General features: G+C 66.3%; 13 protein-coding genes. 4 read left to right on the plus strand and 9 right to left on the minus strand.

Features of this window, described 5'->3' with window-relative positions:
• Positions 1-17 precede the first annotated feature (17 nt).
• Positions 18-686: a DUF305 domain-containing protein gene (locus tag AS181_RS22995; RefSeq protein WP_035755501.1), complete on the minus strand. Its 669-nt coding sequence runs from the start codon at positions 684-686 to the stop codon at positions 18-20.
• Between the two features lie 286 nt (positions 687-972).
• On the opposite strand from AS181_RS22995, the gene AS181_RS23000 reads away from it, so the two are divergent.
• Positions 973-1,899, plus strand: a complete 927-nt coding sequence (locus AS181_RS23000; RefSeq protein ID WP_035755502.1) for a M23 family metallopeptidase — start codon at positions 973-975, stop codon at positions 1,897-1,899.
• Positions 1,900-1,950: 51 nt separating this feature from the next.
• On the opposite strand, the gene AS181_RS23005 is transcribed toward AS181_RS23000, so the two are convergent.
• The 5 genes from AS181_RS23005 to AS181_RS23025 all read right to left on the minus strand — a co-directional run bounded on the left by AS181_RS23005 (position 1,951) and on the right by AS181_RS23025 (position 8,183).
• A complete protein-coding gene (locus tag AS181_RS23005; protein WP_035755503.1) occupies positions 1,951-2,274 on the minus strand; it encodes a metal-sensitive transcriptional regulator in 324 nt (107 codons plus the stop codon).
• A 34-nt stretch (positions 2,275-2,308) separates the two neighbouring features.
• Positions 2,309-4,528 carry a heavy metal translocating P-type ATPase gene (locus AS181_RS23010; protein ID WP_058253779.1) on the minus strand — a complete coding sequence of 740 codons (2,220 nt, stop codon included), beginning with the start codon at positions 4,526-4,528 and terminating at the stop codon, positions 2,309-2,311.
• Entirely contained in the window at positions 4,525-6,870 is a 2,346-nt protein-coding gene (locus AS181_RS23015; protein WP_058253780.1) for a heavy metal translocating P-type ATPase, read from the minus strand. The genes AS181_RS23010 and AS181_RS23015 overlap by 4 nt, the downstream gene beginning before the upstream one ends.
• A gap of 47 nt (positions 6,871-6,917) precedes the next feature.
• Complete coding sequence (locus AS181_RS23020) at positions 6,918-7,886, minus strand: hypothetical protein (RefSeq protein ID WP_035755515.1); 969 nt, start codon at positions 7,884-7,886, stop codon at positions 6,918-6,920.
• Positions 7,887-7,976: 90 nt separating this feature from the next.
• Positions 7,977-8,183: a heavy-metal-associated domain-containing protein gene (locus AS181_RS23025; protein WP_035755517.1), complete on the minus strand. Its 207-nt coding sequence runs from the start codon at positions 8,181-8,183 to the stop codon at positions 7,977-7,979.
• A 371-nt stretch (positions 8,184-8,554) separates the two neighbouring features.
• Here AS181_RS23025 and AS181_RS23030 point away from each other — a divergent pair, with 371 nt between their 5' ends.
• Entirely contained in the window at positions 8,555-10,600 is a 2,046-nt protein-coding gene (locus AS181_RS23030; protein ID WP_231381027.1) for a cytochrome c oxidase assembly protein, read from the plus strand.
• Here the strand turns inward: AS181_RS23030 and AS181_RS23035 are convergent.
• A complete protein-coding gene (locus AS181_RS23035; protein ID WP_035755525.1) occupies positions 10,538-12,787 on the minus strand; it encodes a heavy metal translocating P-type ATPase in 2,250 nt (749 codons plus the stop codon). The genes AS181_RS23030 and AS181_RS23035 overlap by 63 nt on opposite strands.
• Before the next feature lie 159 nt (positions 12,788-12,946).
• On the opposite strand from AS181_RS23035, the gene AS181_RS23040 reads away from it, so the two are divergent.
• The gene (locus tag AS181_RS23040) at positions 12,947-13,318 is read left to right on the plus strand and encodes a BlaI/MecI/CopY family transcriptional regulator (protein WP_005199796.1); all 372 of its coding nucleotides are present in this window, start codon (positions 12,947-12,949) and stop codon (positions 13,316-13,318) included.
• Between the two features lie 16 nt (positions 13,319-13,334).
• Complete coding sequence (locus AS181_RS23045) at positions 13,335-14,255, plus strand: M56 family metallopeptidase (RefSeq protein WP_231742676.1); 921 nt, start codon at positions 13,335-13,337, stop codon at positions 14,253-14,255.
• A gap of 381 nt (positions 14,256-14,636) precedes the next feature.
• Here AS181_RS23045 and AS181_RS23050 read toward each other — a convergent pair whose 3' ends face one another.
• Together AS181_RS23050 and AS181_RS23055 are read right to left on the minus strand one after the other, a co-directional pair.
• A complete protein-coding gene (locus AS181_RS23050; protein WP_011161139.1) occupies positions 14,637-14,909 on the minus strand; it encodes a hypothetical protein in 273 nt (90 codons plus the stop codon).
• The coding region (locus tag AS181_RS23055; RefSeq protein WP_175404387.1) for a cytochrome c oxidase subunit I at positions 14,906-15,536 on the minus strand (631 nt) is incomplete at its 5' end. The genes AS181_RS23055 and AS181_RS23050, both read right to left, overlap by 4 nt.

The raw sequence follows: 15,536 nt of genomic DNA on the forward strand, positions 1-15,536 counted from the left end.
CGGGTGCGGCTGGGCCACTACAGGCCGGCGAGTAGTCGCTGCATCTCGGCGATCTCCGATTCCTGGTCGGAGATGATCTTTCGCGCCAGTGCGATGGCTTCGGGGTTCTTCCCGTCCTGGATCTCGGTCTTGGCCATGGCGACGGCGCCGCGGTGGTGCTCGATCATCTGTGTGAGGTAGAGGCGAGCCGCCGCGGTTCCCTGGGCCTCGCGCAGCTGTTGGAACTGTTGTTCGGTCATCATTCCGGGCATGTCGTGACCGCCCATTGACGGCGACATCGATTCCCCGGCACTCATCTGACTCATGTCGTGGCCCTGCGAGCTCGAGCTCATCGAAGCTCCCCACGTGGTCACCCAGGACTTCATCTGGTCGATCTCGGGCTGCTGGGCGGCTTTGATCTGCTGGGCCAGTCGGACGACCTCGGGATTGATGTCGTTCTTGTCGAGCAGGATGTTGCTCATCGTGATCGCTTGTGAGTGATGGGAAATCATCTCCTGGGCGAAGGTCATGTCGGCCGCGTTGTGCTCGCCCATGTCGGCCACAGAGGATGGTGCCGCTATCGAGGTGGTGGTGACCATTCCCGTCATCGAGGAGTGGTCTTGTCCCTCGGAGTCGGAACAGCCCGCCAACACCAGCAGGCCCGCCGCTGATGCCCCGATGATGATGCGCGCGCGCTTTGTCGACATCTGTCCTCCTTGTTTCAGACGCCCCGCAAGGTGGCGCTTCGATAACAATTCTACTAGCCACGATAGTAGTTCGGTGCGGTTCGGGCCCTTGCCTTTCCCCTACTGACCTGCGGGAAGCATGTCTCGCGACGAAAATCACGGCTGCAGTCGTGGGAACTTGTGTGACTGGTGGGGCTGGTGGTGTGCGTGGTGTGATGCTGGGCGTCGCTCTCTCGGCGTGGACTTTCGGCATCGATTCGATCCGCCCGAGTGGTGGTCGACGTCGACGTCAGAAGGGTTCGACGGTATGCACATGGTGGTGGCTTCGTTCGCGGGCGCAGTGAACGGGCGGTGGATGCTCATGGTGGTCGCGGTGGCGACGGCAGTGGGTGTGGCGTGGGCGCCGGTGCTGCCCGCGGCGGCCGCACCCGATGACCATGTCGCCCGGGAGCTGGTGGTTCTCGTGCAGGACACGGTCAAGGCGGCGCTGGGCGGTGCGGCGGCAGCGAGCTTGGGTGAGCCGATCAAGCATGCGTCGTCGTGTTTACGTGATCATGCGCAGTCCGGGAGCAGCGACAGCGGCAGTGTGGCCGCGTTGGAGTGTTTCGGCGCGTTTGGTTCGACTGTCGATCCGCTCAGTGGCTTTCGCATCATCGATGCGTTGCCGCTGGCTCGTCTGGTGGCAACGTTGGTGGCGGCGTTGGTGCCGCACGATCCCAGCGTCCCGCATGGGCCGCAACCACAACCGGGGGCTCCGGGTGCTGCGGTGCCGGGGAGCGGGGGTGCGGTGGCGCCTACTGCCGGCTCGATCACCTCGACGTTCGGGGATGGGCGCGGCCATCAGGGCATCGACATCGGCAACGATCTGGGTGCTCCGATTGTCGCGGTGGCCGATGGGGAGATCATCACCGCCGGCCCAGCGCAAGGCTTCGGCTTGTGGATGCGGATCCGCCACGATGACGGCACGATCACCACCTACGGCCACAACGATGAGAATCTGCTCGAGCAGGGCACCCGGGTCCGGATGGGACAGATCGTGGCCACGGTGGGCAACCGCGGTGTGTCGACCGGCCCGCACCTGCATTTCGAGGTTCTCGATCCCGCCGGGGTGAATGTCGATCCCGCACAGTGGCTGGCCGAGCGTGGGGTGGTGCTGGCCGTTGATGCCGAGGCCGAACGCCCGGCCCCGGGCGGGCCGGTGGTGCCGCAGTGGGTGCGACAGCCACGGACGTGAGCGGATGCGTCCGCGCCGAGGGTCGGGCGTGATCGGTTGTGCGGGTGGGGATCAGGAACGGACGAGTCGGGCGATGGCGGCGGAGGCTTCGGCGATCTTGTCCTCGGCGGTGGCGCCGCCGGCCTGGGCGGCGTCGAGGACGCAGTGTTTGAGGTGGTCGTCGAGCAGGCCGAGCGCGACACCTTCGAGCGCCTTGGTCAGCGCCGATATCTGGGTGAGGATGTCGATGCAGTATTGCTCTTCATCGACCATGCGGTGGATTCCGCGGGCTTGGCCCTCGATGCGTTTGAGTCGCGCGAGGTAGCGGCTTTTGTCACTGATGTAGCCGTGCGCGGTATGTGCGCACTCGTTCTCCGGTGCGGACGATGTCGTCATCGGACAATCATCTCCTTTTCAAGGGTCTGTTTCCTTACCCAGTGCTGGCTGTGGGGCGGGTGTCGTGCAGCGCGTGGGTGGTGCTGGTCTGCGGGCGTAGGTCCAGGCGGCGCAGGAGCTGGGCGTTGAGAGCCACGACCACCGTGGACGCCGACATCAGGATGGCACCGACCGACATGGGCAGCACGAATCCGATCGGGGCGAGGATCCCGGCAGCCAGTGGCACCGAGATCAGGTTGTATCCCGCTGCCCACCACAGGTTTTGCTTCATCTTGCGGTAGCTGGCCTTGGACAGTTCGATCACCGAGAGCACCGAACGCGGGTCATCGCTGGCGAGGATGACTCCGGCCGAGGCGATCGCGACGTCGGTGCCCGCGCCGATGGCGATGCCGACGTCGGCTTGAGCGAGTGCGGGGGCATCGTTGACGCCGTCGCCGACCATGGCGACTTTGCGGCCCTCGCGCTGCAACTCGGCGACCTTGTCGGCTTTGTCCTCAGGGCGCACCCCGGCAAAGACCCGGTCGATACCGAGCTCTGCGGCGACGCTGTGCGCGACCGCTTCGGCATCACCGGTGATCATCACTACCGCCACGCCCACTTGGTGCAGGGCGTCGACGGCTTGGCGGGACTCCGCACGTACTTCGTCGGCGAGTTTGATCGCGCCGACGACCTCGTCGTCACGCACGACGTGCAAGATGATGGCCCCGTCGGCGCGCCACTGCTCGGCGATGGCGAGTTCGTGCCGGCGGTGCTCCTCGAGCATGCGCGGCCCGCCGACCCGCACGACCGTCCCTTCGACATGGGCGCTGACCCCGACCGCGGGTGAGGAGGTGAACTCGGTGGCCGAGGGGATCTGCAGGGCCCGGTCTCGGGCGGCGGCGACAATCGCCCGGGCCAGGGGGTGTTCGCTGTCCGCTTCGGCGGCGGCAGCGGCGGCCAGCACGTCCTCGGCGTCGCTACCAGGGGCGGGCTCGACGGCGATCACAGTCGGTTCCCCCTTGGTGAGGGTTCCGGTCTTGTCGAACAGCACTGCGTCCACGGTGCGCATAGCTTCCAGGGCGAGGCGGTCTTTGATCAGCACTCCCCCGCGGGCAGCGCGTTCGGTGGCGATGGCGACCACCAGCGGTATGGCCAGCCCGAGTGCGTGCGGGCAGGCGATGACCAGCACGGTGATCGTGCGGATGACCGCGTCATCGGGTTGACCGATCACCGTCCACACGATCGCGGTGATGACCGCAGCGGTCAGTGCGAACCAAAACAGCAGCGCGGCCGCGGAATCGGCGAGGCGTTGCGCACGTGACGACGAATTCTGGGCGTCGGTGACCAGCCGCTGGATACCGGCCAACGCAGTGTTCTCACCGGTCGCGGTGACTTGCACGCGTAGACCGGAATCGGTGGCCACCGTTCCGGCGACGACCGGATCACCTACGCCACGGCGGACGGTGCGCGATTCACCGGTCACCATCGATTCGTCGACCTCGGCGGTTCCGTCGATGACGCGGCCGTCGGCGGGAACGCTGGCACCAGGGCGCACGATCACCACATCTCCGACCTGCAGCTCACTGGGAGCAACCGTGGTGATCTGGTCGCCCTCGACGCGTTCGGCCTCATCGGGCAGCAGTGCCGCCAACGAGTCCAGCGCCGAGGTCGTCTGGGCCAGCGACCGCATCTCGATCCAGTGCCCGAGCAGCATGATGACGATCAGCAGGGCCAGTTCCCACCAGAAGTCCAGTTCATGGTGCACAACCTCGAGACTGGCTCCCCACGAGGCGACGAAGGCCACCGTGATCGCCAGAGCGATCAGCAACATCATGCCCGGTGTGCGCGAGCGTAATTCACTTACGGCCCCCGACAGGAACGGACGCCCGCCCCAGGCGAACATCACCGTGCCCAGTACCGGGGAAATCCATTGGACCACTCCGGTATCGGGCAGCTGATAGCCGATGAGCATGGCAAACATCGGTGAGAACGCGACGACCGGCACTGCGAGGACGAGCATGATCCAGAACAACTGCCGGAACTGGCCCACATGGTCACCATGCCCGCCGTGCCCGTGACCGCCGTGACCGGCATGACCACTGTGACTGTCGTGACCGGCGTGGTCGTCGGAACCGTGATGGCGTTGTCCGGCAGAGGAATCGGGGTGGTGATGTCCGGTGTGATCGAGCACCGCCTCGTGGTGCTCAACCTGGCCGTGGTGGTGCTGATCGGCGGCCGTGTGACCGGCGTGTTCAGCAGAGGTGTGCTCGTTCATGACGCCACCTTATACCCCTGGGGGGTATGTGTCGAGGGTGTGTGGGAGGTGCGGTTGTCGTCACCGGGTGTGGTGCGTGAGGTGAAGGCACGAAGCCGCAGGCTGTTGCTGACGACGAACACGCTGGAGAAGGCCATCGCGGCGCCGGCGAGCATGGGGTTGAGCAACCCGAGTGCGGCGAGGGGGATGGCGGCGACGTTGTAGGCGAAGGCCCAGAACAGGTTGGTCTTGATCGTCGCCAGCGTCTTGCGGGCCAGGGCGATCGCGTCCGCGGCGGCGTTGAGGTCGCCACGGACCAGGGTGATGTCGGCGGCATGCATGGCGGCGTCGGTGCCGGTGCCCATGGCCAGGCCGAGGTCGGCCGAGGCCAGCGCTGCGGCGTCGTTGACCCCGTCGCCGACCATGGCCACGACTTTGCCGTCGTTCTGCAGTGCGGTGACGGCCTGGACTTTGTCGGCGGGTAGGACTTCGGCGATCACGGTGGAGATGCCGACCTCGCGTGCGACGTGTTCGGCGGCCTTCTGGTTGTCACCGGTGAGTAGGACCGCAGTCAACCCCATGGCCTGCAGTCGGGCGACGGCTGCGGCGCTGGTGGGTTTGATGGCGTCGGCGACGACCAGCACCGCACGGATCTGTCCGTCCCAGGCCACCATCACTGCGGTTTGTCCTGCGGCTTGCGCGGATTCGCGGGCAGTTGTCAGATCGGGATCGTCCAGCGACAGTCCCCAGTCGGCGAGCAGGCTGTCGCGTCCGACGAGGACTGCATGGCCCTCGACGGTGCCCTGCACTCCCATACCTTCGATGTTGGTGAATTCCTCGACCTCGGCCAGGGCGCCGAGCTCGGTGCGTGCCGCGTCGGCGATGGCGGTGGCGATGGGATGCTCGGAGGCGTCTTCGAGCGCACCGGCGAGGGCGAGTACTTCGCGGTCGGACGTGTTGGCATCGGTGTGCACGTGCAGCAACGTCATCTGACCGGTCGTGACGGTGCCGGTCTTGTCCAGGACCACGGTGTCGATCGTGCGGGTGGTCTCCAAGACTTCCGGTCCCTTGATGAGGATGCCGAGCTGGGCTCCCCGTCCGGTACCGACCAGCAGGGCGGTCGGAGTGGCCAATCCCAGCGCGCAGGGGCAGGCGATGATCAGCACGGCCACCGCAGCAGTGAACGCTGCCTCGATGGGATAACCCGCCCCGATCCAGGCGCCCAGGACCGCGACAGCGATGGCGATGACCACGGGCACGAAGATGCTCGAGATGCGGTCGGCCAGCCGCTGGGCATGGGCCTTGCCGGACTGGGCGTGTTCGACCATGGTGGCCATCTGGGCTAGCTGGGTATCGGCACCGATGCGGGTGGCGCGTATGCGCAGCCGCCCGCCGGCGTTGACCGTTGCCCCGGTGACGGTATCGCCCGGACCGACTTCGACCGGCAGCGATTCGCCGGTGAGCATGCTGGCGTCGATCGCCGAGGTGCCCGACACGATCTCACCGTCGGTGGCGATCTTTTCTCCCGGCCGCACGATGAACTCCTCGCCGACCGACAACTCGTTGATCGGGATCCGTTGTTCGTGGCCGTCTTTGATGACGGCGACCTCTTTGGCGCCGAGTTCCAGCAGCGCCCGCAGCGCTGCACCGGCCTGCCGTTTGGAGCGTTTCTCGAAGTAGCGGCCCGCGAGTACGAACATGGTGACCCCGGCGGCCACCTCAAGGTAGATGTTGCCCGCTCCGTCGGAGGGCGCCACGGTAAAACTGAAGCCATGGGTCATCCCGGGTGTGCCGGCGGTACCGAAGAACAGGGCGTACAACGACCACAGCAACGCCGCACCGGTACCCACTGAGATCAGGGTGTCCATGGTGGCGGTGCCGTGACGCAGGTTCACCCAGGCCGCGCGGTGAAACGGCCACGCCGCCCACACGATGACCGGGGCGGCCAGGGTCAACGAGGCCCACTGCCAATAGGTGAACTGCAGCGCCGGGATCATCGCCATCGCGATGACCGGTACCGACAGCACCACCGCGCCGATCAGACGAGTGCGTAATGCCTGCAGCTCGGGGTCGCTGGCGGCCTCATCGGTCGCCGCTGCGCTCGCATCGTGATCGGTCTGCGCCGACGGCGGAAGCGTGGCCTGGTAGCCGGCGTTCTCGATCTCGGTGATCAGCAGCTGCGGATCCAGATCACCCGAGGTGGTGATACGCGCCTTCTCGGTGGCGTAATTGACTGTGGCACTGACACCGTCGAGCTTGTTGAGTTTGCGCTCGATACGCATCGCGCACGACGCGCACGTCATTCCGCTGACGGCGAGTTCGATGTCTGACCCGGCCGAGCGGGACGGGGAGGTGGTGGTCATGAGGACTCCAAGACGTGGGTTGAGCCGGCGGGATGGATGACGGGCGGTCAGTGCCCGGCGTGCTCAGGCGGGACCGACGCAGACGACGCCGGAGACGACGAGGATGTCGCGCTTGCTCGAACACGCTCTGCAGCGGTGTCGACGACGAATGTCGCGGTGTGTACCTGTCCGTCGACCTGGAAGTCGAGATAGAGCAGGTAGCGGCCCGGTGTCGGTGCGTTCGTCGCGAACCTCACCTGCGGCCCGGACAACTGCCCTGGCGTGGGTGTCGAGCCTTCGGGATGCACGTGCAGGTAGGCCAGGTCGCCATCGCGCAACGCCACCAGATGCCCGAAGGCACCCAGATACGGCTGCAAGGTGGTGACCGGCTGACCGTTGCGACTCACGGTCGCAGTCAGCTCTGAGTCGGTGCCGGCGTGCAGCTCACCGGTCAGCTCGACCTGGAACCCGGCCACCTCCGACCGCCGCGACTCACCGGCTGGTGGGCGGGGTTGATAGTCGCCACCCACCTCGAGAGTGCGTGTCAGCGTCAGGGTTTCACCGGTCGCTGCCGGAACGAAATCGGCATACACCCGGTAGGTGCCGGCCGTCTGCCACTGCCATGGAATCGACCACCGCCCAGCAGCATCCACCGTGGGGTGCACGTGGCGGAATGCGGTGCCGTCAGACCGGACCACGATCAGGTGCAGTTGTTTGTCGTGTTCCACCGTGTAGTCGGTGACCGCCGAACCGGCGGGGTCGGTGATCGAAAACGTCAACACGCCCGCCTGGCCGGTCTGCGCGGGCGCTGCGAGTCCGGAGAGCAGATAACCCCCCGACCCGACGGTGACCCCGCGCACACCCGGCGTCGCGGCGGCAGACGAGGCCGGTGCGCTCTGGTGTCCGGCGTGCGCCGGTGAGTCCGACCCAGTAGCGCCTGACCGGTCCGGGGCCACCGCGGCTGCCACGGTGTAGGCGGCCACGAAGACCACCGCCAGCGCACCAGCGAAAAGGCCCAGCTTAGAAGGGACGTTCATTGTCATGTTCCTGTCTGTCAGGAGATCGCCCAGCGACGCTGCGCTGCCGAGGAGAGCCGGGCCACCACCGGGGCGGCCCGGCCCGCGACCTCACTCAGCGAGTTGATAACCGGCTTCTTGCACCGCGCTGCGGATAGCGTCACGCTCCAGCGGAGCGGAGCTGTCGATGGTGACCTGGCCGCTGGCCACGTCCACGGCGACATTGGTTACACCGTCGAGGGTGCTGATCTCTTCGCGTACCGACGAGGCGCAATGTCCGCAGGTCATCCCGGTGACAGTGACGGTAGACGTACTCATAGCGATGCTGCCCTTCCCTTCTGGCGATACCCCGGACGGCCGTATCCCGACCCCACCCGCGGCAGTGACAACTGAGCCACTCCCACCTTGGTACCATACCCCCCTAGGGTAATCAACGTCCGACGCTGGTCCGACACTGATCTCGAAGGCGGACCAGCGTCGCGGCGCACCCGGGGGAGCGGACAGACCGGGGATGAGGAGTGGGCGCCCGAACCGATCCTGCGAAAAATTAGGTAGGGGCCCGCGCGGACGCGGCCCCGCAGCGAACCGAGGCGGTGGCAAGCAAGCCGAGAATCAGCCGCGACTACCAGTTCTTCAGTCCGTGCGCCGTAATTACTATGCGCAGTAGTAGCATGTAGGTGGTGGGTGATATGAAGCCGTCGACGGAGGCGACCGCACCGTCAACTCCGCACGGCGTAGCCGTACCCCGGTTGATGGCTGCACTGCTGGTCGGTGGGCTAATTGTGGCGCTGGTGATCTACGCCTGGATCTCCGGCGCCAGTCGCTACGTCGAAAGCGCAGATCCATATCCTGGGGCGGGCACAGCTGTCGCCGATGTGGTCGGCAACTTCGCTGGCTTTGCGTTGGCTGCGGTGATGCTCGGGGGACTGGTCTCGATGGTGCTCACGGCCGTGCCTGACTCGCAAGGCTTCATCGACGCTGCGGTCTATCCAGTGTTTCGCCGCGTCCGCCGCGCCGCGGGGTGCTCTGTGGTCGTTGCGCTATTCATGGCTTTCACCGCGGCCGCAGACACCACCGGCGTGTCTGTGGGCACGATGGTCTCGAGCGGCAAGGTCGGTTACGCGTTCAGTGTGAGTTTGCCGGCGCTGGCGTGGCTGGTCGTGGCGGCAGCGGGTGTCGTGGTGCTGATCGGTTCGGTGTCACTGCGGTGGTCGATGCAGGTGGCGCTGGTGGTTCCCGCAGCGATTTGTGTGCTCGCGCTGCCCGTGGTCGGCAATGCCGCGCAGGGCCCTGACCACGACTACACGACCGGCGCGGTGATCGTCTTCGCAGTGAGCTTGGCGTTGTCGGTGGGGCTGCGGTGGGCTGATCGGTTCCGGGTTCGTGGTCTGGGGTCGGCGACCATCGACGAGGCGGCCGACCGGCGTGTTGGTGGCATTGTCCTGGGCGCCGATGTGATGGCACTGGCGGGCGCGGTGGCTGTGACGCTGCTGCTGCGGACTCCCGATGTGTGGTCGTCGGCGTTCGGTCGCGCCGCGGGGTTGTTGGTGGCTGTACTGACCGTGTTAATGATTGCCGACCTCGTGCGTTTGCGCCGGGGTGTGGTGACGCCGGCAACTGCTTCTGCCTTCGCCACGGGGACCGCACTGGTGGCCGTGGCGTGCTGGGCGGTGATGGACACCAGGGTCGCACCCGGGTTGATTGCCCACCCTTTTACGGGCTGGGATGTGTACCTGGGGTATTCCCTTCCTGGCCCGCCCGATGTCGGATCGCTGGTCTCGCTGTGGCGTGTTGATCTCGTGGTGGGTGTGGCGGCGGTGGTGGGTGTCGTGGGCTATGTCGTTGCCGCCCGGCGGGAGCGGGCAAGTGGACACCGGTGGCCGATCCGGCGAACGGTGTCGTGGGTCGCGGGGTGCGCTGTGGTGGTGGTGTCCACCAGCTCTGGGCTGAAGGCCTACGGCAACGCGTTGTTCAGTGTGCACATGGCCGAACACACGGGTTTGACCATGATCGCACCCATCCTGTTGGTGGGTGGTGCGCCGATCACCTTGCTGTTGAGGGTGCTGCCGACGATCGGAACCACCGGTGGCGCGGCGTGCCGGCGGGCGCTGCTGATCGTGCTCGGCTCGCGGGGCCTGCAGCTGCTGCTCAATCCGATTGCCGCGTTCGCGTTGTTTGTGGGCTCGTCGTATCTGGTGTACTTCACTCCGGTGTTCGACGTCCTCGTGCGCTACCACTGGGGGCACGTCGTGATGAGCGTGCTGTTCCTGGCCATCGGCTACCTGTTCTTCTGGGTGACTGTGGGGATTGATCCTGGACCCAGACAGTTACCGTTTCTGGCGCGGCTTGGTCTGCTGTTCGCCGTCATGCCTTTTCATGCCTTCTTTGGTATCGCGCTGATGACCTCCACCACGGTGATCGGTGAGTCTTTCTACAGCCAGTTGCAGCTACCGTGGAATCCCGATCTGGCTCGCACGCAATGGGTGGGTGGTGTGGTGGCTGCGGTGATCAGCGAGATTCCGATGGTGCTGGTGTGCTTGGTGCTGTTGGCGCAGTGGGTGCGTGCCGAACGTCGACCCGATCGGTCCGAGTCCACGGCCATTGATGCCGGCACCTCCCACACCGTCGCTGCGATGGTCTCGCAGTTGGCCCAGCCCCAGCCTCTGTCACCTTCAGCGGTCTATACGCGCGAAGTTCTGCAAACGCAGGCTGTTGGAGACGACGAAAAACGATGACAAAGCCATTGCGGCCCCGGCGATCAGAGGATTGAGCAATCCAGCGGCAGCCAGCGGCAGCGCGGCGAGGTTGTAGCCGAACGCCCATGCCAGATTGGTGCGCATCGTGCGTCGCGTGGCCGAGGCGAGTTGCAGCGCCAGAGCGACGGTGGTGAGGTCATCGCGCACTAACACGATGTCGGCGGCGCCGATAGCAACATCGGTACCGCGTCCGATCGCAATGCCCAGATCAGCCGATGCGAGTGCGGGCCCGTCGTTGATGCCGTCGCCGACCATCGCCACACCGGCGCCACTACTGCGCACGTTGTCGATGATGGCCACTTTCTCGGCCGGGAGCACCCCGGCGATCACGTCGTCGATGCCGACCTGCTCCGCGGTGCGCTGCGCTGCGCCGGCGTTATCGCCGGTGACCAGGAACGTGCGAATTCCCATGCGGTGCAACTCATCGACCGCCTGGCGGGCAGAGGGTTTGATGCCATCACGAATGTCGATCAGGCCCCGGACTGCATCATCGGCTGCGACATAGACCGCGGTGCCCCCAGAGCGCTCGATGTCAGTGCGCCGCGCGTCGATCGCGGCGGGCACCGCGGCGCTACGGGCGATCCATGCCGGGGAACCCACCTGCACCTTCACTCCGTCGATTACCCCTCGCACGCCGCTACCGACGTCGGTGACCACCTCGTCGACCGGTGCGGCAAGCGACTGCGGACCGGCCGCGGCAGCGATAGCGGTGGCGATGGGGTGGCTGGTGTGCTGCTCGAGTGTCGCCGCCCAGCCCAGGATCAGCTCGGCACTGTCGTCGTCGACGGTGTATACGCCGGTGACGTGTGGCTGCCCGTTGGTGAGGGTGCCGGTCTTGTCGAAGACCACCACATCGATCGTCCCGGACAGTTCCAATGCGGCGTGTCCTTTGAGGAAGATGCCCAGTTGGGCGCCTCGCCCGGTAGCGATCACCAGCGCCATGGGCATGGCCAGGCCCAGCGCGCATGGGCAGGCGATGACCAGCACGGCCACCGCGGCCCTCACCGCGTGCTCCCATGACGCCCCGGTGAGCGACCAGCCCACGACAGTGGCTGCGGCTAGGGCGATGACACACGGAACGAAGATCGCGGCGATACGGTCGGCGACGCGTTGAGCGCGAGCCTTGGCTGTCTGCGCGCTGTCGACCAGCGCGATCATCTCGGCCAGGCGGGTGTCGTCACCGACTGCGGTGACTTCGACGCGTAGTCGCCCGTCGAGGCACGTCGTGCCCCCGACGGCGGTGGAGCCTTGCTCGGCTGACACCTGAACCGGCGTCGTCTCACCGGTCATGGCGCTGAGGTCCACACTGGCGGCGCCCTCGATCACCTGCCCATCTGATGGAATGGTCTCTCCCGGCAGCACGATGAGTCGTTGCCCCACTTTGAGTTCCGCGAGGGGTATGAGCATGGTCGTGTCCCCTGCGCACTCGACTCGGGCGTCGGTGGCACGCAGAGCGGCCAGCGCCGTCAGTGCTTGAACAGCTTGTGCCCGGGCACGCGCCTCGTAGTAGCGTCCTGCCAGCACGAAGACGGTGACACCGGCTGCAACTTCGAGATAGATGGAGTCGCTGGAAAAGATTGCCGACCACACCCCCTGGCCTGCGGTCGAGGTCGCTTCGGCCGAGAACATCGAGTACACCGACAGTGCGGTCGCGGCCAGCACTCCCAGCGAGACGAGGGTGTCCATCGTGGCCACGCCGGTCCGCAACGTGCGCACCGCGGTGCGGTAGAAGGGCCACGCGCAGTAGGTCACCACCGGCGCGGCAAGCGCCACCAACACTGCTTGCCAGCCGGGAAAGCGAAGGTCGGGGACGACAGCAAGCACCACGGAGAGGTTGGCCAGGGGCACGAACAGGGCTAGCGCGACGATCAGCCGGGTGAACAGTGCCTTCGCAGTCGCTGAATCTTCGTTGACGGCAGGGGCCTGCTCGGACAGTTCCGCAGCCGCATACCCTGCTGTGTGCACGGCGTCGATAGCATCGGCGACGTGTGCGTGGGTATCGAGTTCCACGGTGGCTCGCCGTGTGGCGTAGTTGACCGAGGCGCGCACGCCGTCGAGCTTGTTGAGTTTGCGTTCCACCCGAGCTGCGCACGCACCGCAGGTCATCCCGCCCACATCGAGTTGGATGCGGCGTGTTGGGTGCGTGTGGTCAACGAGGTCGGTCACGGGTGGGCGCTTTCAGTAGGCGGTGAGGGTCCGGCACCGCAAGATGCGAGGGCCCCCGTGGGGCAGTGGCAGCAGGGCTGAGGCAACCAGGCTTCGGCTACTAAGCAGGGTAGTTTGTTCTAGACTGGCAGCAAATACGAGGCGATCAGGCAGGCGACGGTGACTCAGTTGGGTTCGTTGGAACGCGCGGTGATGGATGTGCTGTGGGGCGCTTCGGCGGCGATGAGTGTGCACGACATCGTCGATGCGCTGGCCGACCGCGACTTGGCGTACACGACGGTGTTGACCGTGGTCACCAATCTGCACAAGAAGGGCTTCGCGGGTCGCGAGAAGATCAGCCGCGCCTATCGGTACTTCCCGTTGCAGTCGCGGGAGGAGGCGACGTCGCAGACACTGCGGCAGGTGCTCGATGCCAGCGGCGATTCGACGGCGGTGCTGATGCACTTCGCCCGGATGGTTACTCCCGAGGAGCGCGCGGTCCTCAGCGAGCACCTGTCCCGGACGCGGACGGATCGTCCGAGGAAGCGCTGAGAGTGTGAGCGTCGCATTGGCCCACCTGGTGGGCGCGGCCGTGCTGGGCGTGTTGGGTCCCTACGTTCTCGACCGATTGCCCCAGCGATGGTCACCGCGGGTACTGATCACCGCCTGGGTCAGCAGTATCGCCACGGCGGTGGGATTGTTGATTCTGTCGGCGCTGTCGGCGTTGTGGCCGGATCCGCCGCCGGCCGAACGCTTCGTTGACACCTTGGCTCGGTGCGCGGGAGCTGTCCTGCACGCGGTGCGCGACGATTTCAGCCAGGTGTATGGCATTGCCGTGGCCGTGGTGGTGATCGCCGCGGTCGCTCGCACCGCGATGTCGTGCGCTCGTCACACCCGCGATGTGCATCGCGTGCACCGTCTTCATCGCGATGTCGTTGCTGTGGTGGGCAGTACCGAACCCGACACCCCCGACGTGCTCTGGATCGATCATCCCCACCCCATGGCGTACTGCGTCGGCGGGCGCAGTGGTTTCGTTGTGGCAACAAGTGCGCTGCGCACAGACGTGCCCGCCGAGGCGCGGGCCGCAGTACTGGCGCACGAGTTCGCCCATCTGAGGTCGCGGCATGACCGCGTTCTGGCGGTCTGCGATGTGATGGCACGTGCTCTGCCCTTTGTGCCGCTGTTTCGCCGGGCGCCGACGGCAGTCGCGGCCTTGATCGAAGCAGATGCCGACATGTCGGCTGCTCGGGTGACCAGCACGGCTGCCGTGCGCAGCGCACTCGCGCATGTGACCGGCCAGGGTGTAGGCCCCGGGACCCCCATGCCGCACTCGACGCGCTACCGATTGCTAATGCTCGAGAACGGCGCGATCGAGCCGACGAAGTCGACCTACGCTGCGGCGAGCGTGTTGCCCCTCCTGGGTGCTGCGTTGTGTACGGCTGCGGCACTTCCGGTGTTGTCGGTTCTCGTGCATGGGCTTACCGCATAAGTCCCGGTCACGCCCTGTTCGCTCCTCAGTGGCTGCGGCTCGACGCCCGTGGGTGTCGCGCCTGGCTGCGCCACCGGTAGCGGAGGCTGTTCACCGGGTGCTCGTCTCAGCGTGTCGATCGCAGCTGCCTGCGCGGGCGGCACACCCAGTCAGTCGCGCTATCGCGACACCCTGCGTGTTCGGTACCAAATACATGGTGTGCGGTGCTGAGCAGCGCCAACCGATGCTCGACCGGGACCGCTAACCCTTGCTCCACCAGCCGATTCGCTCTCGGTCAGGCCCGGTGATCTTGGGAAAGGCCCGGTGGCTCGTGGTCTCGCCTGACGCGGCGTAGCGACGGGTCTCTCCGCGGCCGCGGGGGTCGGTGGTGAGGTGCTTCGGCTACGGCCGCGCCGCACGGCCTCGTGCTGGTTGCATTGCGCGGGTCGCGACCGCGGCCGCACCGCGGGCCGCACACGTTGCCGCGGTCGCCGCGATCAGCCACAGCAGCAGGGGAGTGCCCTGAGCGAGGACAGAACCTGCGAGCAGGGTCAGCGCAAAGGTCATCACCGCGGTGTAGCCGACTGCGAGGATGGCGAACCACCGCGGAACGGTCAGCGGGCGGCGCGTTCGCGGGACGGCCTGGTCGAGGGCAGGGTAGGGGTAGTTGCTCACGGTCGGCTCTCCGGGTCGGGATCTGTAGATGCTTCGTGGTCTCCGGTGGTCAGCGGCGCACGGCGGACTTCTTCGGCCGCCTCGCTGGGTTCACCGTGCCGTGTGCCGACGTGGGCTTCGGCGCGCAGCCGCTCCACCATATGCGGGTAGTGCAGTTCGAACGCCGGACGCTCCGACCGGATGCGGGGCAGTTCGGTGAAGTTGTGGCGCGGCGGCGGGCAGCTGGTGGCCCACTCCAGGGAGTTGCCGAAGCCCCATGGATCGTCGACGGTGACGACCTCGCCGTAGCGGTAGCTGCGGAAAACGTTCCACAGGAACGGCAGTGTCGAGACGCCGAGGACGAACGCGCCGGCGGTGGAGATGATGTTGAGCGTGGTGAAGCCGTCTGAGGGCAGGTAGTCGGCGTATCGGCGGGGCATGCCTTCGGCTCCGAGCCAGTGCTGCACCAAGAAGGTGAGGTGAAAGCCAATGAACGTCAGCCAGAAATGGATTTTGCCCAAGCGTTCGTCGAGCAGTCGTCCGGTCATCTTCGGGAACCAGAAGTAGATGCCGGCGTAGGTGGCGAACACGATCGTGCCGAACAGCACGTAGTGGAAGTGGGCGACCACGAAGTAGCTGTCGGAGAGT

The organism is Gordonia sp. SGD-V-85 (assembly GCF_001456905.1).
GTDB lineage: Bacteria > Actinomycetota > Actinomycetes > Mycobacteriales > Mycobacteriaceae > Gordonia > Gordonia hongkongensis.